This window comes from Saccharothrix sp. NBAS 001 (assembly GCF_056640475.1).
Genome location: NZ_CM153251.1, coordinates 7,862,198 through 7,883,088, shown reverse-complemented (window position 1 = coordinate 7,883,088; position 20,891 = coordinate 7,862,198). Strand labels below are relative to the sequence as shown.

18 protein-coding genes are annotated in these 20,891 nt (G+C 72.7%); 12 read left to right on the top strand and 6 right to left on the bottom strand.

What is annotated here, in order from left to right; translation table 11 throughout:
- Positions 1-78: 78 nt before the first annotated feature.
- On the bottom strand, positions 79-282 hold the full coding sequence (locus tag AC0HI0_RS34595; RefSeq protein ID WP_480927682.1) for a DUF397 domain-containing protein: 204 nt from the start codon (positions 280-282) through the stop codon (positions 79-81).
- Positions 279-1,166 carry a helix-turn-helix domain-containing protein gene (locus tag AC0HI0_RS34590; protein WP_480927681.1) on the bottom strand — a complete coding sequence of 296 codons (888 nt, stop codon included), beginning with the start codon at positions 1,164-1,166 and terminating at the stop codon, positions 279-281. Before AC0HI0_RS34590 ends, AC0HI0_RS34595 begins: the two co-directional genes overlap by 4 nt.
- A gap of 219 nt (positions 1,167-1,385) precedes the next feature.
- Here AC0HI0_RS34590 and AC0HI0_RS34585 point away from each other — a divergent pair, with 219 nt between their 5' ends.
- Positions 1,386-1,907 (top strand): hypothetical protein, encoded by a 522-nt coding sequence (locus AC0HI0_RS34585; protein WP_480927680.1) that lies wholly within the window; start codon positions 1,386-1,388, stop codon positions 1,905-1,907.
- Here AC0HI0_RS34585 and AC0HI0_RS34580 read toward each other — a convergent pair.
- Positions 1,894-2,634 (bottom strand): TetR/AcrR family transcriptional regulator, encoded by a 741-nt coding sequence (locus AC0HI0_RS34580; protein ID WP_480927679.1) that lies wholly within the window; start codon positions 2,632-2,634, stop codon positions 1,894-1,896. The two genes, AC0HI0_RS34585 and AC0HI0_RS34580, sit on opposite strands and share 14 nt — an antisense overlap.
- Positions 2,635-2,757: 123 nt before the next feature.
- Here AC0HI0_RS34580 and AC0HI0_RS34575 point away from each other — a divergent pair, with 123 nt between their 5' ends.
- Positions 2,758-4,866, top strand: a complete 2,109-nt coding sequence (locus AC0HI0_RS34575; protein WP_480927678.1) for an MMPL family transporter — start codon at positions 2,758-2,760, stop codon at positions 4,864-4,866.
- Here the strand turns inward: AC0HI0_RS34575 and AC0HI0_RS34570 are convergent.
- Together AC0HI0_RS34570 and AC0HI0_RS34565 are read right to left on the bottom strand one after the other, a co-directional pair.
- Complete coding sequence (locus AC0HI0_RS34570; protein WP_480927677.1) at positions 4,863-5,861, bottom strand: YncE family protein; 999 nt, start codon at positions 5,859-5,861, stop codon at positions 4,863-4,865. The genes AC0HI0_RS34575 and AC0HI0_RS34570 overlap by 4 nt on opposite strands.
- A 282-nt stretch (positions 5,862-6,143) precedes the next feature.
- A complete protein-coding gene (locus AC0HI0_RS34565; protein WP_480927676.1) occupies positions 6,144-8,003 on the bottom strand; it encodes a DUF2339 domain-containing protein in 1,860 nt (619 codons plus the stop codon).
- Positions 8,004-8,147: 144 nt separating this feature from the next.
- Here AC0HI0_RS34565 and AC0HI0_RS34560 point away from each other — a divergent pair, with 144 nt between their 5' ends.
- From AC0HI0_RS34560 to ptsP, 10 genes are all read left to right on the top strand, one after another.
- The gene (locus AC0HI0_RS34560; RefSeq protein ID WP_480927675.1) at positions 8,148-9,152 is read left to right on the top strand and encodes a LacI family DNA-binding transcriptional regulator; all 1,005 of its coding nucleotides are present in this window, start codon (positions 8,148-8,150) and stop codon (positions 9,150-9,152) included.
- Positions 9,142-10,584, top strand: coding sequence for a sugar ABC transporter ATP-binding protein (locus AC0HI0_RS34555; RefSeq protein ID WP_480927674.1), 1,443 nt, complete (start codon positions 9,142-9,144; stop codon positions 10,582-10,584). The genes AC0HI0_RS34560 and AC0HI0_RS34555 overlap by 11 nt, the downstream gene beginning before the upstream one ends.
- Complete coding sequence (locus AC0HI0_RS34550) at positions 10,581-11,558, top strand: ABC transporter permease (RefSeq protein ID WP_480927673.1); 978 nt, start codon at positions 10,581-10,583, stop codon at positions 11,556-11,558. The genes AC0HI0_RS34555 and AC0HI0_RS34550 overlap by 4 nt, the downstream gene beginning before the upstream one ends.
- Positions 11,559-11,581: 23 nt before the next feature.
- Entirely contained in the window at positions 11,582-12,502 is a 921-nt protein-coding gene (locus tag AC0HI0_RS34545) for a substrate-binding domain-containing protein (RefSeq protein WP_480927672.1), read from the top strand.
- 13 nt (positions 12,503-12,515) lie between these two features.
- Positions 12,516-13,373 carry a ribokinase gene (locus tag AC0HI0_RS34540; RefSeq protein ID WP_480927671.1) on the top strand — a complete coding sequence of 286 codons (858 nt, stop codon included), beginning with the start codon at positions 12,516-12,518 and terminating at the stop codon, positions 13,371-13,373.
- The gene (gene rbsD / locus AC0HI0_RS34535; RefSeq protein WP_480927670.1) at positions 13,370-13,759 is read left to right on the top strand and encodes a D-ribose pyranase; all 390 of its coding nucleotides are present in this window, start codon (positions 13,370-13,372) and stop codon (positions 13,757-13,759) included. Before AC0HI0_RS34540 ends, rbsD begins: the two co-directional genes overlap by 4 nt.
- Before the next feature lie 45 nt (positions 13,760-13,804).
- Positions 13,805-14,458: an isochorismatase family protein gene (locus tag AC0HI0_RS34530; RefSeq protein WP_480927669.1), complete on the top strand. Its 654-nt coding sequence runs from the start codon at positions 13,805-13,807 to the stop codon at positions 14,456-14,458.
- 37 nt (positions 14,459-14,495) lie between these two features.
- A complete protein-coding gene (locus tag AC0HI0_RS34525; protein ID WP_480927668.1) occupies positions 14,496-16,037 on the top strand; it encodes an outer membrane protein assembly factor BamB family protein in 1,542 nt (513 codons plus the stop codon).
- Between the two features lie 523 nt (positions 16,038-16,560).
- Positions 16,561-17,199, top strand: coding sequence for a transposase family protein (locus AC0HI0_RS34520; protein ID WP_480927667.1), 639 nt, complete (start codon positions 16,561-16,563; stop codon positions 17,197-17,199).
- A 962-nt stretch (positions 17,200-18,161) separates the two neighbouring features.
- A complete protein-coding gene (gene ptsP, locus AC0HI0_RS34515) occupies positions 18,162-19,793 on the top strand; it encodes a phosphoenolpyruvate--protein phosphotransferase (RefSeq protein WP_480927666.1) in 1,632 nt (543 codons plus the stop codon).
- 154 nt (positions 19,794-19,947) lie between these two features.
- Here the strand turns inward: ptsP and AC0HI0_RS34510 are convergent, their stop codons facing one another.
- Entirely contained in the window at positions 19,948-20,829 is an 882-nt protein-coding gene (locus tag AC0HI0_RS34510) for a LysR family transcriptional regulator (protein ID WP_480927665.1), read from the bottom strand.
- Positions 20,830-20,891: the final 62 nt, after the last annotated feature.

Here is a 20,891-nt window from a genome sequence, read left to right as displayed (position 1 = left end):
ACCCCCGTCCACCTCGGTGGCGGAGTGCCCCGCACGTGGTGCGGCCCGGTTCCGGCGACCGCTCGCGGCCGGGCCGGGTCAGCCTCGGTCGTCGGACGTGTGCCGGTGGTTTTCGGTGAACGCGGCGAATGCGCGTGCTGGGAACAGCAGGACGGCGCTCGCGTCGCCGAGCTTGCTGTCGCGTACGCCCACGGTCGTGTCGTCGGCACAGGTGCCGATTTCGACGCACTGACCGTTGGTGGCTGATCGGGTCGACTTGCGCCAGGACCACGTGGTGGTCATCTCTTCAACTCCTCGCGGATGCTGCCGATCATCGCCGCCGAGTCCGATTCGGGGAGCGCCAACTCCAGCAGCCGCCCTGCCACGGCGACGTACTCGTCGATTTCCTCGACATTGTCCCGGTACCGGCCGCCGATTCGATCCTCCACGTAGACGACGCCGGGATCGCGGGCGATGGGGAACTCCATGACCGTGAACGGTCCGTGCAGCGCCGGGTGCACGCCCGCGGTGTACGGCAACACCCTGATCGAGACGTTGGGCCGCTGTGCCGCCGTGAGCAGGTGGTCCAGTTGGCGGCCGAGCACGAGCGGGCCGCCGATCTGCCGGCGCAGAACGGCTTCGTCCACCACCGCGACCAGTTCGACCGGGGACTCCGCGCGGTCGAGGACGTCCTGTCGCCGGATCCGCAGGTCGAGCCTGCGGCGGAGTTCGTCGTTGGAGAGCGTCGTGTCGTGCCCCCGCAGCAACGCCTCGGCGTAGGGCGCGCACTGCAACAGGCCGATCGTGGCCATCGCGTCGTAGGTCAGGATGCGGCTCGCGCCCTGCTCCAGTCCCAGGTAGAGGTCGAAGCCGGGCGGCAGGGTCATCGACTCGTCGGGCTCGAACACCGAGGTCGTCGTCCTGGCCTGGACGATCAGTTCCTTGAAGCCCTCGACCAGGTCGGCCGCGCCGTAGAACGGCAGCAGGATCTCGACGTCGGTGAGCTTGGGCAGGTTGCGGCCGGACTCGAAGTGGGCGATGCGCGCCTTGGAGTTGTCCAGCCGCTTCGCTGCGTCGGCCTGGCTCAAGCCGACCGTCCCGCCGGGCAGGACGACGGATTCGCGCAGCCGCCGCAGTTCGAACGCGATGTAGCGGCGCAGCACGGTGGGCGTCGTCGTCAACGCCATGGAACACCTCTTCACCCGATCGGATACCTAGTGCAGTAACCGATTACCTCGTAATCTGATACTGAGAGCAAGGTTACATCTACTGCGGATGGGCACACGTTCCCACGGCGGCGGCTCCCCGATCGTGAAGGGTCCGCGAGCTGGCGGCCGGTGCCGGATCGGGAGAGGGGCCGACGTGTCGGTGAAGGTGTACGGGGACGCGGGACCGGTGGTGCGACCGTGACGTGGCCGCAGACCCAGATCGTGACGAGCATGGGGCTCCACCTGGACGACAGCACGAGCGTCGACCTGCGGGCGGGTCGGGAGTCGTCGGCGTTCCTGGCCATCGGCAACGGCATCGAGATCACGTTGAGCGCGGCGCACGTGCGCACGCTGTTCGAGCGGGCGGCCGACGTGCTGGGCGACCTCGGGCAGCTCGAACGGGCGGAGCGGGTGCTGGAGGACGTCTACCACGCCGGCGCCCAGGCGCGGACCGCCGGCGAGTCGGCCGCGCGCCAGGCCGAGGCCGCCCGGCGGGCCGGTGCGGACGAGCAGGCCGACGCGGCGCGGGAAGCGGCCAGGGTCGCCGGCGACGCCGCCGGGCGCGCCCAGGCCGCGGTGCGGACCGCGGCGGAGGCGATGGACCTGGCCGACGACGCGGCGGCGAAGGCCGCGCAAGCGGCGACCGCAGCGGCCGAGGCGGCGGCGCTCGCACAGTCCGGTCCCGCTTTCGCGCGCGGTGGTCCCGTTACGGGCCGGTGAAGCCCATCTCGTCGAGGATCTGGGCCAGCATCGAGTCGAACATCGGTTCCGGGTTGGCCACGGCGAACGGGAAGCGCCCGAACACCTCCAGCGCGACGTGCCCGTAGAGCCGGACCCAGGACTGCGTGATGTGGTAGACCGCGCTCAGCGGCAGCTGCCCGACGTCGACCGGGACACCGCGCGCGTTGACGGTCTCGATCAGGACCTGTTGGAACAGCGTCAGGTCCGCGTGCAGGTCCGCCGGCACCGGGTCGCCGTGGTCCTGGTGCGCGGAGTGGCTCGCTATCAGCCGCCCGGCGACCTCCAGGAAGACCCGGCCGAACTGGTCGCCGACCTGGCTGCGGTCGTCCGGTCGGCACGCGCCGAGCTTGGCCTCGGTGGAGGCGAACACCAGCGCGAACTCCTGCGGGTGCGCCAGCGCCCAGTGGCGGAAGCCCCGGCACACCGCGTAGACCTGCGCGGTCACGTCGTCCTCGGGGATGCGGGCCAGGCCCGCGTCGAGTTCCGCCGCGAGGTCGGTGCAGATCTCGTCGGCGAGGTGGTGCAGCAGGTCCTCGCGCGAGTCGTAGTACCGGTAGAGCGCGGGTGCGGTGATGCCGAGTTCGCGGGCGATCGCGCGCAGGGTGACGGCGTCCCGGCCGTGCGCCACGAGCAGGGCACGCGCCTGGCGGCGAATGTCACGCTCCGTCTCGGCACGCAGCCGCTCTCGGCGGGTGGCCTCGGTCATATGTCACCCCATCGGGTTGTGCATGGTGTTCACCAGTTGTACGGTCGGTCACAACTTCAGTAAACGGTGTTCACAAAGTTGACGCCATTCACGCCACCGTAACGCATCAGCCTGGGAGGACGCGTGTTCGCGAACTGGGGATCGCTGGCGTACCGCCGCAGATGGGTGGTGTTGATCGCGACGGTGGTGCTGGCGGTGACCGGCGGCGTGTGGGGTCTCGGCGTCTTCGACAAGCTCAGCCAGGGCGGCTACGACGCGCCCGCCAGCGAGTCCGCGCGGGCCAACCAGGTGGCCCAGGACGCGTTCGGCCGGCAGGGCGGCGACGTCGTGGTCGTCTACGACACCGTCGACCCGGCCCTGCTCGGCAAGATCGCCGACCGGCTCTCCGGGCTGCCCCGGGACGCCGTGCTCCAGGTGCAGCCGCCGTTCCCGTCGGCCGAGGCGGGCAAGTCGCTGGTCGCGATCACCTTGCGCGGCGCGGATTCCAACACCCACGTCAAGCAGTACGAGCAGATCGCCGACAAGCTGGCGGTCGACGGCGTGACGCAGCAGGTCGGCGGTCTCGTGCCGACCCAGAAGGCCATCAACGACATGTCGTCGTCGGACCTCACCAAGGCCGAAGCCGTGTCGCTGCCCATCGTGCTGGTGCTGCTGGTGATCATCTTCGGCGGCCTGGTCGCGGCGTCGCTGCCGGTGCTGGTCGGCGGCCTGTCGATCATGGGGTCGCTCGGCGTGCTGCACGCGATCTCGTTCGGCGCGGAGGTGAACTCCTTCGCCGTCAACGTGGCCAGCCTGCTCGGCCTGGGCATGGCGATCGACTACGGGTTGTTCATGGTCGGCCGGTTCCGGGAGGAGTTGGCCGCCGGGCGCAGCACCGAGGACGCGGTCAAGCGGACCGTGATGTCGGCCGGCCGCACGGTGGTGTTCTCGGCCACCCTGCTGGTGATCGCGCTGTCCGGGCTGCTGCTGTTCCCGCACGGGTTCCTCAAGTCGCTCAGCTACGGCGGCATGTCGGCGGTCGCGATCGCCGCCGTGGTCTCGCTGACCCTGCTGCCCGCGCTGCTGGGCGTGCTCGGCCACCGGGTGGACAAGCTCGGCGTGCCGTGGCGGAAGAACCGGACGCCGTCCGAGCGGGGCTGGCGGCGGCTGGCCGGCCAGGTGATGAAGCGGCCGGTGCTGTTCGCGCTGCCGATCATCGGCGTGCTGGTCGCGCTCGGCACCCCGTTCCTGGGCGTGAAGTTCGGCGAGGTCAGCGAGAAGGTGCTGCCCGAGGGCAACACCGCGCGGGTCGCCGCCGAGACGATCAGCCGGGACTTCGCCGGGCTCGCGTCCGGCGGGATGAAGATCGTGGTCACCGGCGACCCGGCGCAGGCCGACGTCCAGGCGTTCGTGGGCCGGATCGGCGACGTGCCCGGCGTCGGCGACGTCCGGATCGCCGCCGAGCCCAAGGGCGGCGTGTGGCTGCTCAACGCCGGCCTGGAGCACGACCAGCTCTCCGACGAGTCCAAGCAGGCGCTCAAGGACGTCCGCGCGCTCGCCCCGCCCGGCTCCGGCGAGGTGCTGGTCGGCGGCAGCACGGCGGTGGTGTCCGACAGCCTCGACGCCATCCGGGACAAGCTGCCGTGGATGGTGCTGCTGCTGGTCGGCGCGACCTTCGTGCTGATGTTCCTGGCGTTCGGCTCGATCCTGCTGCCCGTCAAGGCGGTCGTGGTCTCCGCGCTGTCCCTGTCGGCCACGTTCGGCGTGCTGGTGTGGGTGTTCCAGGACGGCCACGGGGCGTCGCTGCTCGGCGTCACGCCCGCGCCGCTGGAATCCGGGATCGTCGTGCTGATGGCGGCCATGGTGTTCGGCCTGTCCACGGACTACGAGGTGTTCCTGCTGTCCCGCATGGTCGAAGCGCGCGGTCGCGGCGCGTCCACCGAGGAGGCGGTGACGGTCGGCCTGGCCAAGACCGGGCGGGTGATCACCGCCGCCGCGCTGCTGCTGATCGTGGTGACCGGGGCGTTCGCGTTCTCGCAGATCACCATGATGCGGTTCGTCGGCGTCGGGATGATCCTGGCGCTGGCGCTGGACGCCACGGTGGTGCGGATGCTGCTCGTGCCGGCCGTGCTCAAGCTGCTCGGCGACGCCGCGTGGTGGGCCCCGGGACCGTTGCGGCGCATCCAGGAGCGGATGGCGATCCACGAGGACGCGCCCCCGGTCGAGGAGGAGAAGGTGCCGGCCCGGGTCTAGCCGGGGACCGGTTCGAACGCGACGGCCGTGGCCTCGAAGCCCCGGCCGTCGTCGTTGAGGCCGCTGAGGTGGAAGGTCGCCAGCACCGAGTTGTCCGCGCTGTCCAGCAGGGTCGTGGTCTTGCCGCCGGCCAGGAACACCCGCCGGTCGCCGGGCGCGATGGCCAGGCTCTTGACGCCCAGGTCCAGCTCGGTCGTGGTCCCGGCGTCGGTGTCGACCACGGCGACCTTCCGGTCCAGCGCCACGTAGACGTGCCGGCCGTCCGGGGTGACCGCGAGGCTGCCCGCGCCCTCCCCGACCGGCATGGACCACACGGCCTTGCGGGTCCTGGTGTCGATCGCGGTGATCGTGCCCGGCTTGTCGCCCAGGTGCAGCGCGCTCACGTAGACCTGGCGGCCGTCCGGGGAGATGGCGAGCTGCTGCGGCAGGCCGCCCAGCTCGACGGTGGTGATCACGGTGGCGGACTTGGTGTCCAGCACGCTGACCGTGCCGTCCTGCGCGTTGGCCACGTACAGCTCGTCGCCGTCCGGGGTGACCACGATGCCCTGCGGCTGGCGGCCCACCCGGGTCGTGGCCACCACCCGGAACGGCTCCAGCTCGACCGCCGCGACCACGCCGCTCCCGGTGACGTACAGGCGTTGCCCGTCCGGCCGCAGCACGGCCTGCGCCAGCTGCGCCCCGGTGTGGATGCGGCCCACCACGCCGGCTCCCGGGTCGACGGCGGTGATCACGCCCGCCCGGCCGTTGACCACGTAGATCCGCCGGCCGTCCGCCGCCACGGCCGCGCCGGTCGTCCACGCGCCCGTGTCGTCGTGCGAGAGGACCGCGCCGGTCCGCGTGTCGAGCACCTCGACCAGGCCGTTGTGGCCGATCAGGTACGCCCGCTGGGCTTGCGCGCCGGCCACCGCGACGACGGCGGGCGCGGGGGTCTGGGCGGCGAGGGCGCAGCAGACGAGCAGAGCCGCGATACCGAGGACCGCTCGCTTGTTGGCCATGCACGAATCGCAACACCGGTCGACGCGACCGGCCACCGTGGTCCTACGGTCGAGCGGTTTCTTCGCTGGAACGGGTGACTTCAGCGGCGTGTCGGATCGACTGCCGCCCGCGACGGCGGGGCGGGCGGCAGCGCGCCACAAGTGCGTCCGGCGCCGGTCGCTCGGGGGGCGAAACGACCGACGCCGGACTCCTGCCGGTGCGGTGCACCGGTGGCCTGTTCCCCCGACGTCGTAGAACTACCACCAGGTTGACGCAAGGTGGGGCGTTTTGGATCCCGTGCGCTACGAATTTGCCGAAATTCGTCGCGTTGCCACCAACTTGGCGTAACGGGTGCCCGCCGTCAGGAGGACGAGCCCGGCACCGGTGAACGCCAGCACGCGGGCGATCCCGTCGAGCGCGGACAGGTCGAAGAGCAGCAGTTTCGCCACCGCCGAGGCCACCAGGACCAGGCCCGCGACCCGCAGCGACCGCACGTCGATGCCGCGCACCAGCAGGACCAGCGCGGCGACCGTCCACGACACGGTGACCACCGAGTGGCCGAACACGAACCCGGTCGCGGTCTGCGCCACCGACAACGCCGCGCACATCACCACCCCGGCCGCCGCGTAGAGCACGACCAGGCCGATCCCGATCCACGGCGCGGGGTTGCGCTTGAGCACGTCGAGCTTGACCGCCGCCCACGGCAGCACGACCGCGAGCACCAGCAGCACCGAGGAGGTCAGCAACCCGGTGACCAGCCGGCCGGTGCCGATCTGGTCGGCCTGCTGGACGAGCAGCAGCCGCAGCGGCACCACGTGCGCCGAGGTCAGCACCAGCCCGACCCCGCCGAACAGCGCCGACCCGAGCAGCGCGCCGCGCGACTCCAGGCGGGTGGCCAGCAACGCCAGCAGCAGCGCCTCCCCCAGCACGACGGCGGCGCGCGGGCTCGCGTCCAGCGCCACCGTCGTGGTGACGAACAGCGCGAACACCCCGACCCCGGCGACGCCCGCGGCGAACGGCGCGGGCAGCGACTTGCGGCCGAACAGCCACAACCCGACCATCAGCACGGCGATCACGCCGGCCAGGCCCGCCGCCCAGGTCCGGTCCAGGACGGCGGTGGTGAGCAGCGCGGGCATCGGCGAGCCGAGCGCGAGGCCCAGCGCCGTCCGGTCGTCCGGCCGGACGCGGGCGGTCAGCACCGCCGACGCCACGCCCGCCAGCGCGGCGGCCAGCGCGACGCCCGCCAGCACGAGCTGGTCGTCCGTCCGGCCGATCGCGATCACCGTGGCGACCAGCGGCGGGATACCCGCCGTGACGGCCAGCGCCGGCCAGTTCCGCTTGAGGTGCACCGGACTCGCGGCCATCTTCAGCACCAGCAGGAACGCCACCAGCAGCGGCGTGAAGCCCTGGGTCAGGATCGGCGCGCACACCGCGCCCGCGCCCACCACGCCGATCGCGAACACGACCGAGTCCCACCGCATGGCCAGCAGCAGCCCGCCGGCCGCGACGGCGAGCCCGGCCGTCAGACCGGCCCCCTCGGGCAGGTACTCGTAGATCGAGGTGGCGGCGACGACGTCCAGGTACAGCACCGCGAAACCGGTCGCGGCCACCGCGAACGCCCCGGTCCGCGCGGTCTCGCTGCGGTGCAGCCGCAGCGCGGTGCCGATCAGCGCCGCGCCGAGCAGCGCGCCGCCGACCACGCGCGGCACCGGGCCGAGGTAGCCGCGCTGGACGGCCAGCACGAGCAGCATCACCACGCCGAGCAGGGTGACCGCGCCGCCGACCCAGGCCAGCAGCTTGCTGCCCGCGCCGGGCTTGCTCAGCCGGTCGAACAGGGTGGGGCGCGGCGGGCGCGGCGGCAGTTGCGGGCCGCCCCACGGCATCGGCGCGGCCTGCGGCATCGGCTGGGGCACTGGTTGGGGCATCGGCTGGGGCTGCGGCACCGGGTGCGGCAGTGGTTGCGGCGCGGACGGCGACCACGCGGGCGGGCCGTAGCCGGAGCCGACCGCCCCGGGCCACTGCGGCGCGACCGGGGCCGGTGCGGGGGCGGTGATCGTCGGGGTGGTGCGGACGGCCCGCAGCTCCACGCCGACCGCTTCGAGTCGGCGGCCGAGGTGGCCGAGTTCGTCCGCCAGCTTCAGCAAGGGGTCCGGTCCGGTCATGTGACCAGGTTCGCGGCAAACCGGTGTATCCGGATCCGTACCTCTACTCAACCGGCCGTACCGAACAGGTCACGGCCACTGAATCGAAACACTTGACAACGACCCCTGTGTAACCGATTAACTGACCCCTGTAATCGATACCACGTGACCGAGGAGGTGCGCAGCGTGACCACGATCAAGGACGTCGCGCAGCACGCCGGCGTCTCGACCGCGACCGTGTCCCGCGTCCTCAACGGCCACGCCGCGCCCACCGAGGAGACCCGGACCCGCGTCCTGGCCGCCGTGGACGACCTCGGCTACCGGCCGAACGCCCTGGCCCGCAGCCTGCGCACGACCTCCACCACCACGCTCGGCCTGGTGATCAGCGACCTGCTCAACCCGTTCTTCGCGGAGATCGCCCGCGCGGTCGAGGAGGAGGCTCGCGCGCACGGCTACTGCGTGATCGTCGCCAACGCCGACGAGTCCGCCGACCAGCAGGCCACCTACGTCCGCACCCTGCTCGACCGCCGGGTCGACGGCCTGCTGGTGTGCCCGGCCACCGACGACCCGTCGTGGATCGCCGAGGTCGAGGCCCGGGACGTGCCGCTGGTCCTGCTCGACCGCACGGTGCCGGGCGCGACCTGCCCGGTGGTCCGCGCGGACGGCGCGCAGGCGCTCGCCGACCTCGCCGCCGCGCTCAAGGCCGCCGGTCACCGCCGGGTCGGCGTGATCGCCGGCCCCGCCGACACCAGCACCGGCCGGGAGCGGCTGGAGCAGTTCGGTCGCGGCGGCCTGGACCTGGAGGTCGTGCACGGCGATTTCCGCCGGGAGAGCGGGGCCCGTGCCGCCGCCGCGCTGCTCGACCTCGCCGACCGGCCGACCGCCCTGGTCGCGATGGACAACCTGATGGGCCTGGGCGCGCTGGAGGAGCTGCGCCGGCGCGGCCTGAAGGTGCCGGCCGACGTGGGCCTCGCGGTCTACGACGACCAGCCGTGGTTCCCGCTGCTCGACCCGCCGATCACGGTGGTCGCCCAGCCCACCGTGGAGATGGGCCGGGCGGCGGCGCGCAGCCTGCTCGCGCTGATCGCGGGCGAGCAGCCGGCCGACGTCCGGCTCAGCGCGCGCCTGGTGGTGCGCGGTTCCTGCGGGGAGGCGACCGGTGCTGCTTAGCGCCCGGGGGATCACCAAGAGCTTCACCGGCGTCAAGGCGCTCGACGGCGTGGACTTCGACGTGCGGCCCGGCGAGGTGCACGTCCTGCTCGGCGAGAACGGCGCGGGCAAGTCCACGCTGGTCAAGATCCTCGCGGGCGTCCACGCGCCGGACAGTGGAACGATTCAACAGGCCGCCGGCACCCGCCTCGCGGTCATCCACCAGGAACTCGCCCTGGTCCCGGCGCTCTCGGTGGCGGAGAACCTGTTCCTCGGCCGCCCACCGCGCCGGTTCGGCTTTGTCGACAAAGCGCGAATGCGACAAGACGCCGAACGCCTGCTGGACCGGGTCGGCCTCGCCGTGCACCCGGACACCCCGGTCGGCGAACTCGGCATCGCCGGGCAGCAGATGGTGGAGATCGCCCGCGCGCTCGACCTGGACGCCCAGGTCCTGGTGCTGGACGAGCCGACCGCCGTGCTCACCGACACCGAGACCGACCGGTTGCTGGGCATCATGGCCGGCCTGCGCGAGCAGGGCGTGGGCCTGGTGTTCATCACCCACCACCTGGACGAGATCCGGCGCGTCGCCGACCGGATCACCGTGCTGCGCGACGGCCGCAGCGTCGGCACCCTCCCGCGCGGCGCGACCGTCGACCGGATGATCGAGCTGATGGTGGGCCGGGCCATCGCCGAGCAGTACCCGCGCCGCCGCGAGCGGCCCGGCGAGGTGCTGCTCAAGGTGGCCGGGCTGACCCGCGCGGGCGCGTTCCACGACGTGTCGTTCCAGGTCCGCGCGGGCGAGGTGGTCGGCATCGCCGGCCTGGTCGGCGCGGGCCGCACCGAGGTGGTGCGCGCGGCGTTCGGCGTCGACCGCTACGACTCCGGCCGGGTCGAGGTCGCCGGCCGCCCGCTGCCCGGCCACGACGTCGGCGCGGCGCTGCGGGCCGGGCTCGGCCTGGTCCCGGAGGACCGCAAGGGGCAGGGCCTGGTGCTGACCTCGACGGTCGGCGAGAACCTCGGCCTGGTCACCCTGCGCACCACCGCCCGCTTCGGGCTGGTGGACCGGGCGGGCCGGCGCCGGCGGGCGCGGGACATGGCGGCGGCGCTGCGGGTCAAGACCTCCGGGCTCGACCAGCCGGTGCGCGAGCTGTCCGGCGGCAACCAGCAGAAGGTCGTCATCGGCAAGTGGCTGATGGCCGACCCGAAGGTGCTGGTGCTCGACGAGCCGACGCGCGGCGTGGACGTCGGCGCGAAGGTCGAGATCTACGAGCTGGTCAACCGGATGACCGCGGCCGGCCGCGCCGTGCTGCTGGTGTCCTCCGACCTGCCCGAGGTGATCGGGATGAGCGACCGGGTCGTGGTGATGGCACAGGGCCGGGTCGCGGGCGAGCTGCCCGCCGGCCCGACCCAGGACGAGGTGATGGCGTTGGCCGTTCAGGAGTTCGAGGAATGAGTTCCACTGTGGACAGTCGGGTGCCGGCCGGGCGGGCGGCGCTGTCGGTGCGCCGGGCGCTGGCCGACAACGGGGCGCTCGCGGGCCTGCTGGTGATGGTGGTCGCGCTGTCGATCCTCGCGCCGTCGTTCCTGAGCACCCAGAACCTGCTCAACGTCGGGGTGCAGGCGGCCGTGGTCGCGGTGCTGGCGTTCGGCTCGACGTTCGTCATCGTCTCCGGCGGCATCGACCTGTCGGTGGGCAGCGTGGCCGCGCTGTCGGCGATGGTCGGCGCGTGGTCGTCGGCCGACGCGGGCCTGCCCGGACCGCTCGCGCTGCTGCTCGGCCTGCTGACCGGCGTGGTCGCGGGCCTGGTCAACGGGGCGCTGGTGGCCTACGGGAAGCTGCCCGCGTTCATCGCCACGCTCGCCATGCTCAGCGTCGCGCGCGGCCTGACCCTCGTGGTGTCCCAGGGCAGCCCGACCGCGACCCCGGACGTGGTGGGCTTCCTCGGCTCGAACCTCACGCCGTACCTGCCGATGCCGCTGCTGGTGATGCTGGTGTTCTTCGGCATCACCGGGTTCGTGCTGTCGCGCACGTACTCCGGCCGCGCGATGTACGCCATCGGCGGCAACGAGGAGGCCGCGCGGCTGTCCGGCATCGACACCCGCCGGCAGAAGCTGGTCGTCTACGCGCTGTCCGGGCTGTTCGCCGCCGTCGCCGGGATGCTGCTGGCGGGCCGGCTGTCCTCGGCCGGGCCGCAGGCCGCCGCCGGCTACGAGCTGGACGCGATCGCGGCCGTGGTGATCGGCGGCGCGTCGCTGTCCGGCGGCGTCGGCCGGGCCACCGGCACGCTGGTCGGCGCGCTCGTCCTGGCCGTCCTGCGCAACGGCCTCAACCAGTTGCAGGTGTCGCCGTTCTGGCAGCAGGTCGTGATCGGTTCGGTGATCGCGCTGGCCGTGCTGCTGGACACCCTTCGCCGCCGTACCCGATGAACCCGATGAGAGGAAACCGAAAGATGAAGCTCCGCGGTGTCGCCGCGCTGTCCGCGCTCGCGCTCGCGCTGACCGCGTGCGGTTCGGGGACGCAGGCCGGCGGTGGTGGTGGCGAGGTCACCATCGGGCTGGCCGTCTCGACCCTGGACAACCCGTACTTCGTGGCCCTCAAGCAGGGTGCGGAGAAGGCCGCCGCCGAACTGGGCGTGAAGCTGACCGTGGTGGACGCGCAGAACGACGCGACCAACCAGGTCAACCAGGTGCAGACGTTCACCACCCAGGGCGTGCAGGCGATCATCATCAACCCGGTCGACTCCAAGCAGGCCGGCCCCGCCGCCAAGGCCGCCGAGAACGCCACCATCCCGCTGGTCGCGGTGGACCGCTCGGTGGACGACGGCAAGGTCGCCTCCGAGGTGGCCTCGGACAACGTGCAGGGCGGCACGCTCGCCGCGATCGAACTCGGCCGCGCCACCACCGGCGAGGTCGTGCACCTCCAAGGGATCCCGGGCGCGTCCGCGTCCCGCGACCGGGGCCGGGGCTTCGAGCAGGGCCTGAACTCCGGCGGCATCAAGGTCGTCGCCGGCCAGCCCGCCGACTTCAACCGGGCCAAGGGCCTGGACGTGATGACCAACCTGATCCAGGCCAACCCCGGCATCAAGGGCGTGTTCGCCGACAACGACGAGATGGCGCTGGGCGCGATCAAGGCGCTGGGCGACCGCGCGGGCAAGGACGTGCAGGTCGTCGGCTTCGACGGCACCCCGGACGGGCTGAAGGCGATCGAGGAGGGCACCCTGGCCGCGACCATCGCGCAGCAGCCCGACGTGCTGGGCCGCAAGGCCGTCGAGCAGGCGGTCAAGGCGGCGAAGAAGGAGCCGGTGCAGGAGGTCGTCGACGTCGAGGTCAAGGTAGTGACCAAGAAGAACCTCGCCGAGTTCAAGAAATGACGGTGTCGCCGAAGTGACGGTCCTGGTGCTGGGCTCGGCCAACGCGGATCTCGTCGTCGCGGTGCCCCGGCGGCCCGCCGGCGGCGAGACGGTGCTCGGCGGCGACACCGCCGTGCTGCCCGGCGGCAAGGGGGCCAACACGGCCGCCGCCGCCGGCCGGCTGGGGTGCGACGTCGCGCTGGTCGGCGCGGTGGGCCGGGACCAGTACGGGGACCTGCTGCGGCGCTCGCTGGCCGAGGCCGGGGTGCGGACCGACCTGGTCCGCACCTCGGACCGGCCGACCGGGCTCGCCTACATCACCGTGACGCCGGACGGCGAGAACTCGATCGTCGTCGCGCCCGGCGCCAACTCCGACGTGGCGGAGTCCGATGTGGACGGTCTGTCGTGGGACGGCGTGACGGTCCTGGTGTGCTCGCTGGAAGTCCCGTTGGCGACCGTGGTGCACGCCATCTCGGTAGCGGCCTCTCGTGGGGCGAGGCCGGTGCTGAACCTGTCCCCGGTGGCGCGGGTGCCGGCGACGACGCTGGCGCTGCTGGACCCGCTGATCGTCAACGAGCACGAGGCGCTGGAACTGGCCGACTCGTTCGAGGGGCTGCTCGACCTCGGTCCGCGCTCGGTCGTGGTGACCCTGGGCGCGCGCGGCGCGGCCGTGGTCACCGCGTCCGGCGTGGTCGAGGTGCCCGCGCCCGAGGTGACGCCGGTCGACACCACCGGCGCGGGCGACGCGTTCGCGGGCGCGCTGGCGGCCGGGTTGGCGAACGGCGAACCGCTGGTCGACGCCGCCCGGTACGCGGCGCGGGTCGCGGCCACGTCGGTGACCAGGGCCGGCGCGCAGCCGTCCTACCCCGGGCCGGACGAGGTGCTGGGGTGAAGCGGGCGGGCATCCTGCACGCCGCGCTCAACGCCGAACTCGCCCGGCTCGGGCACACCGACGAGGTCGTGGTGGCCGACTGCGGCCTGCCGATCCCGGCCGGTCCGGCGGTGGTGGACCTGGCGTTCACGTTCGGCGTGCCGACGTTCCTCCAGGTGCTCGACGGGGTGCTGGAGGAGCTGGTGGTGGAGCGGGCGCTGGTCGCGGGCGAACTGGACGAGCGCAACCCGTCCTGCGCGTCGGCGCTGGCGCGGCGGCTGCCGCTGATCGACCGCGTCGACCACGACGAGTTCAAGGCGCGGGTCGGCGGAGCCCGGCTGGTCATCCGGACCGGCGAGGCCACGCCGTACGCGAACGTCCTCCTGAGGTGTGGTGTTCCCTTCTGATCCGGTGCCATCCTGGGTCCACCGCACGGGAACGGGGGTGGGGTCGTGCTGCACGACTGGCGGATCGAGCCACGTGAGTACGCCCGCCAGGAGGAGCGGCGCGGCCGCCGGCACGCGTACCGCGAGCTGACCCCGCAGCGCACGGCGCTGGTGGTGGTCGACATGGTGCCGTTCTTCGTGGAGGCCAACGCCTACTGCCGGGGCGTCGTGCCCAACATCGCCCGGCTCGCCGAGGCGTTGCGCGGCGCGGGCGGCGTCGTGGCGTGGGTGCTGCCGGCGGCGGTCGGGCCGTCCGAGTGGGCGGTGGGCTTCTACGGGCCGGCGGTCGCCGCCGTGTTCGCCGCGTCCGGCGGCACGGGTCCGCTCGCCGACCGGCTGTCGCCCGAACTGCCGGTGCGGGCCGAGGACCTGATCGTGGAGAAGACCGCGCCGTGCGCGTTCTTCCCCGGCCGGTGCGCGCTGCCGGAGCGGTTGCGGGCGCGGGGCGTGGACACGGTGCTGATCACCGGCACGGTGACCAACGTGTGCTGCGAGTCGTCGGCGCGCGACGCGAGCACGTTGGGGCTGCGGGTGGTGATGGTCGCCGACGCCAACGCGGCCCGCCGCGACCAGGACCACAACGCCACCCTGCACACGGTCTACCGGTCGTTCGGCGACGTGCGGCCGACCTCGGAGGTGCTCGCCCTCATCGCGGGCTGAGCCGGAACGGCGGTGGTGGGCGCCGCGTCGCAGGTGTGTGCTGCGCTACCTGGTGGTCGTAGGGGCGGGATGTGCGGTCGTCGCGCTGTTCTTACCGCTGGACTACGGCCGGCCGGAGGCGATCGACTATCCGTTGATCGTGCCGGTGGCGGTGGTGGTCGGGGCGGCGATCGGCGCGCTGCGCGGGTGGCGGGTCTTGGCGGCGGTCGCGGCCGCAGTGGCGTTCGTCGCCGTGGTGGTGGCGGTCGTGGTGGACGTGCGCAACGGTCTGCCCGCGCGTGACCTGCCGGTTCTGGCCGTGGGGGCGTTGGCGGTGGCGGTCGGCGCGGTGGGGTCGGGCTCTGGTGCGCCGTGGCGGAAGCAGTTGGTCGGAGTCGTCGCGGGGGTCGTGGTGGCGGGGGTGGCCCTGATCGCGCCCGGAGCGGCCGACGCCGCTGCGGCGGCGTCCGTGGTCGGTGCGGCCGGGCCGGTGGCGGAGGTGGCCGAACGGCCCGGTGGCCGGCGGTGGGAGTGGCAGCCGGGCGCGCCGGTGACCGAACTGGTCGCGGCGGGCCGAGGGGTCGCGGCCGGGCTGGAGAACGGCGTGGTCGTGGGCCTGAACGGCGCGGACGGCACCGAGCTGTGGCGTTACGAGCGGCCCGGCGCGCGGGTCGGCGGGCTGGTCGCGTCGGCGGACCGGCGGACGGTGCTGGCGCTCTACAAACGTGGCCAACGTCCGGCGAACCGGCTGCTGGTGGTTTTCGACGCGGTGACCGGTGCGGTGCGCTTCGAGCGGGTGGTGGACCGGCTGGGGCCGGGTGGGCTGAAGGCCGGCGCGAACGTGTACGTCGTGGACGACAACTCCGCGATCACCGCCCACGACCTGGCGACCGGCGAGGTGCGCTGGCAGTGGACCGGGGTCGAGGAGTGCGGCGCGCCGCAGGCGAACATCGCCGGAGTCGGCCGGGAACGGGTGTCGCTGGCACTGGACTGCGGCGACCGGCTGGCCGTCGTGGGCCTGGACGAGAACGGCGGCGAGGAGCGGTGGCGGCACGAGGTGCCGCTGGTCGCGGAACGCCTCGCCGTGACGCGCCGGGTGGAGGCCGAGGCGAACGCGGACGGTTCGGTGCTCGTGGTGGAGATGAGCGGGCAGAAGCTGCCCGCCGACGCGATCACCAACGGCCTCGTGGACACCGCGACCGGCAAGCTGGTCCGGCTGGAGGGACCCGCGTCGAAGGTCGTCGTGACCGCCGGGCCGAGGCCGTTGATCAGGGACCAGGACAAGGCCGAGGTGCTGGACCTGCGGGCGGTCGACCCGGACACGGGCGCGACCACCGCGCTGGACATCGGGAGCTGCCCGATCACCCGCGCGGAGACCACGACCGCACACACCTACCTGCGGATCTGCTTCGGGCGTGAGTCGGGCCTGACCGTCGTCACCCAGGACCTGGCCGGCGGCCCGGCGTCCGCGATCCCGCTGGGGAGCTTCGGCGCGGGCAGCGGAATCGACGCGCGGCTGGTCGCAGCAGCGGGCGGCGTGGTGCTGGCCGGCGCGGCGTCGTGGAAGAACCCGATCCCGATCGTCGGGTTCGCTCCCTGAAGCCTCCCCCAGGAGGTGGCACCGCACCTCGGCGGACGGTTGGCGACCACCCCCGGCAGGTCGGCATCGAGGCCGAGCCGGAACGGTGGTGGTTGGAGCCTCGCTGCCGGAGGGCGTCGTCCCGGTCGTCGGCTTCACTTTCCTGAACACCGCAGGGTGGATCGGGACCCGGCCTGGACGAAATCTCACCTCGGCGCGGTGGCAACTGGACGGGGTGGCACCTGGACGGGGTGGCACCTGGACGGGGTAGCCGGCAGGCTCGCTGCGGCGGTCCGGGATCACGGCCGGGCCTTCGGCTCGGTCGCCGGAACTCGATGACGATCAACTACCCCTGGATGCGGGCGGCAGGCTCGTCGGCACTGGTGACGTCGGGTGTCGCCGCGAGCATGATTGCTGCCATGATTCCGAGCAGTGTGAGCGATATTCGGATTGACCTCCACGGGAATCGTGGCACGCTGGCGCACCTCGACGTCCACATCCTGGGGGCGCCGATCCGGCGGAATAGGATGGGAACAGGGGGGCAATGACCTACAGCACCACCACGGGGTTAGAGCCGGAACAGACACACGAACGTGTCCGGCGCATCAGCCGCATAGCCACCGTCCGGCCGCACCTCGGACGACGACCCGTCCTGTCGCTGTCCGACGCGGTACGCCTCACCCTCGTCATGTTGCGCCACAACACCACCCAGGCCGTACTCGCCGACCTTTTCGGAATCTCGCAGCCGACCGTGTCACGCACATTCCGACGCATCGCGCCGCTCATCGGAAAAGTCCTGTTCCTGCGCCGGCCTGTACTGTCCGACGCCACCTGCGGACGCCTCGTGCTCATCGACGGCACCCTCATCCCGACCGGCAACCGCGCAGGCCACGAGCACAAATACAGCGGCAAGAGGCACAAAGCCGGCCTCACCGTCCAGATCCTGGCCGACACCAACGGCACCCTCCTCGCCGTGTCCGAACCCTGCGAAGGACGAACCCACGACCGGACAGCGCTGCGCGAAGTCGGCTGGGAACACGACCTCGCAGCCGCGACACTTCTCGGCGACCTCGCCTATCTCGGCACCACCGTCATCACCCCGGCCAAGAACCCAAAGACTGGGACCTGTCCCCCGGCGAACGGGAAAGCAACAGGAGAATCGCGGCCATCCGGTCCGCCGTGAACACGCCATCGCCGACCTCGAACAATGGCGCATCGTCGCCATTGGTTGGCGGGGCCACCTCGGCAAACTGCCCAACGTCATCCGCATCGTGTCCGCACTGGAATTCTACCGACTCGGCTGGTGACGCCGGGAACCGGATACGAATAACGCTCTGTGTCCGCCGGTTGTCGCCAGGGCATCGATTTCCTTCCTTGGGGATTACATCTTCCGCGACCAGATCTACCTCTGCGGAACGCGGCGGGCATGGTGCGACGGAAACGTTCACCCCGACGGTCAGGAAAGTGGGCCCGTTCGAAGGGGTTGCGGCAGTGGGCGATCCGCCCCAGGGCGATCAGCGAGTTGGCCCTGTCCGGATAGTCGCCACCGAGCTGATCACGATGCTGATCGACAAGTGCGGGCGCAACTCACCGACAGTGATCATGCCGGTGATCGCATAGTGCGGTCAGAACTCACTGACATCCGTGGTCGTCCGGGTGTGGCCGCCTTCGGCCCCGCTGGGCGGAGTGGCCCGCGTCGGCCCCGGCTGGTCTGGCAGGCGACCACCAGTCCGCCTGAACTCCGTGTCTGGCGTCTCGCATCGGCGGGCGACTGGGGCGGCTGGCTGTGGGTGGGCGACTGGCTGTGGGTGGGCGACTGGGTGGTGGGCGACTGGGGCGGCGGGTGGTTGGGGTGGTGGAGAGTGGCTGTGGGCGGGTGGCTGGGGTGGCGGAGACGGGCTGCGGCTGAGGTCGTCTTCGGTGGGTGGCCGTTCAGTCGTGGGCGTGGTGGCTGTGGCTGTGCGGGTGGCGGGTGGCGGGTGTGGTGGGTGCCGGTGGGTGTGGTGGGTGTGGTGGGTGTGGTGGGTTTGGGTTGTGGGGTGGCTGCCGGAGGCGGGTTACGGGTGGGTTTCCTGCGGTAGCGGAGTGGGCGGAAGTGGCGTTGGCTGTTCACGTCCCGTCGACCCGAAGGGTATGGTCTAGACCATGTCGAGCGCGCGGCTGAGCGGTGTCGGTGTCAGTTCCGGTCGGGCTTCCGGGCCCGTGGTGCGAGTGGCCGAGGCGCTGGGTGAGCCTCCGTCCACACCGGCTCCCGACGACTTGGCCGCCGAGGCGGCGCGCATCCGGCCGGCGGCCGACCTGGTCTCCGAACGCCTCTTCACCCGTGCCGCCCAGGTGAGCGGTGACGCCAAGGCCGTGCTGGAGACGACCGCCGCGATGGCGGCCGACCCGGCGCTGCTCTCCCAGGCCGAGAAGCTGGTGGCCGAGAAGTCGCTGCCCGCCGCGCGCGCCGTGCACCAGGCCGCAGCCGGGTTCATCACCGCGCTGGAGGCCGCCGGCGGCTACATGGCCGAGCGCGCCCGCGATGTGCAGGACGTCCGCGACCGGCTGGTCGCCGAACTGCTCGGCGTGGCCGCGCCCGGGGTGCCCGAACTGTCTTCGCCGAGCGTCCTGGTGGCCCGCGACCTCGCGCCCGCCGACACCGCCGGCCTCGACCCCGCCAAGGTGCTCGCCCTGGTCACCGAGGAGGGCGGCCCCACCTCGCACACCGCGATCCTGGCCCGCTCGCTCGGCATCCCCGCCGTGGTGGCCTGCCGGGGCGTGCTCGCGCTGGACGCCGCCGCGCTCGCCGTCGACGGCGACACCGGGACCGTCGAGGAGTCCGACGGCACGGTCCTCGCCGCGAACACCGGCGAGAAGGCCGAGTGGAACGGCGTCGGCGTGCTGCGCGACGGCCTGCGGGTCAAGGTCCTGGGCAACGTCGGTTCGCCGGGTGACGCCGAGGCCGCCGCGGCCGGTGGCGCGGAGGGCGTCGGCCTGTTCCGCACCGAGTTCTGCTTCCTCTCCTCGACCGCCGAGCCGACGGTGGAGGAGCAGCGCAAGGCGTACGCGGCGGTGCTCGCGCCGTTCGCCGGCAAGCCCGTCGTGGTGCGCACGCTGGACGCGGGCGCGGACAAGCCCTTGGCGTTCCTGGAGCCCGACCCCGAGCCGAACCCGGCGCTGGGCGTGCGCGGGCTGCGGGTCGCCTTCGACCGGCCCGACGTGCTGGACCGGCAGTTGGAGGCGATCGCGCTGGCCGCCGGCGACAGCGGTGCGGACGTCTCCGTGATGGCCCCGATGGTCGCGACCGCGGCCGAGGCCTCCTGGTTCGTGGAGCGGGCCCGCAAGGCGGGCATCGAACGGGTCGGGGTGATGATCGAGATCCCGGCGGCGGCGCTGGCCGCCCGGGAGATCCTGGCCGTCGTGGACTTCGTGTCGCTGGGCACGAACGACCTGGCCCAGTACGTCTTCGCGGCCGACCGGCAGGTGGGCGCGGTGGCCGCGCTGAACGACCCGTGGCAGCCCGCGCTGCTCCGGCTGATCAAGCTGGTCGGCGAGGCGGGCACGGAACTGGGCAAGCCGGTCGGCGTGTGCGGCGAGGCGGCGGCGGACCCGTTGCTCGCCTGCGTGCTGATCGGGCTGGGGGTGACCAGCCTGTCGATGAACCACACCGCGCTGGCCGGGGTCGGCGCGAAACTGGCCGGCACCAGCTTCGACCTGTGCCAGCTCGCGGCCCGGGGCGCGCTGTCCGCGGCGGACCCGGCCACCGCCAAGCTCGCCGCCCGCGCACCGCACTGAGCAGCCCCGCCTCTGGTTCTCCCTCATCTTCGCCTGCCTCCTGTTGTCGTCGGGTTGACGACTTCCACGATGGACGAAGGGGGTCGCGGGATGCCAGGGGTGTCATGCCGGCGGGTGATGTGTGGTGTTGTCGGCGGGAGCGGACGTCACTCGATCAGGTCGGGGAGGGGCCGGCTGCGGCGACCAGGGCTTCGCACACCGACCTGATCAGCGGGTGGTCCTCGGCACCTTTGCGGACCGCCGCGAACACCCGGCGCAGCGGGGCCGCGCCCACCACCGGCACGCCCCGCAGCGCGTGCCGGGGCACCAGCGCCACCCCCGCGCCCGCCGCGACCAGCGCGCCGATCGCGCTGAAGTCGTTGGACGTCCCGGTGATCCTCGGCGCGAACCCGGCGTCGCCGCAGGCCAGCTCCACCACGTCGCGCACCGGGTTGCGCGGCGGCGTGGCCACCCAGTCGTCCTCGGCCAGCCGCCGCAGGTCCACCGGCCGCCCGTCGGCCAGCGGGTGGCCGGGCGGCAGCACCACGTCGAACGGCTCGGTGTAGAGCGGGAACCTGGTCAGCCGGCCGTCGTCGCGCCGGGGCCGGTACTCCTCGGTGATCGCCAGGTCGATCTCGCCGTCGAGCAGCAGCGGCACCGACGCGTCGCCCTCCACGTCCCGCACCCGCACGACCACGTCCGGCGCGGACGCCCGCAGCGCGGCGAGCGCGGGCGCGACCACCAGTGTGATCGCCGAGGCGAAGCTGGCCACGTCGACCAAGCCCGAGGTGCCCGACGCGAGCCCGGCCAACGTCGCCTGGGCGCGTTCCAGCTCGGCCGCCACCGCGTTCGCGTGGCGGACCAGGAGTTCACCGGCCGAGGTCAGCGACACCCGCCGGCCGCGTCGGCGCAGCAGTTCCTGCCCGACCTCGGACTCCAGCGCGGCCAGTTGCTGTGACACGGCCGAAGGGGTCAGGTGCAGCGCCTGCGCGGCGGCGGTCACCGTGCCGTGATCGGCCAGTGCCCGCAGCACGCGCAGCCGTCGAGGATCGATCACCCGCCCATTGTCCGGTCGTCGCCGGTTCCCGCTCGGCCCGCCCGCCGGTTCGCTCCGACGGG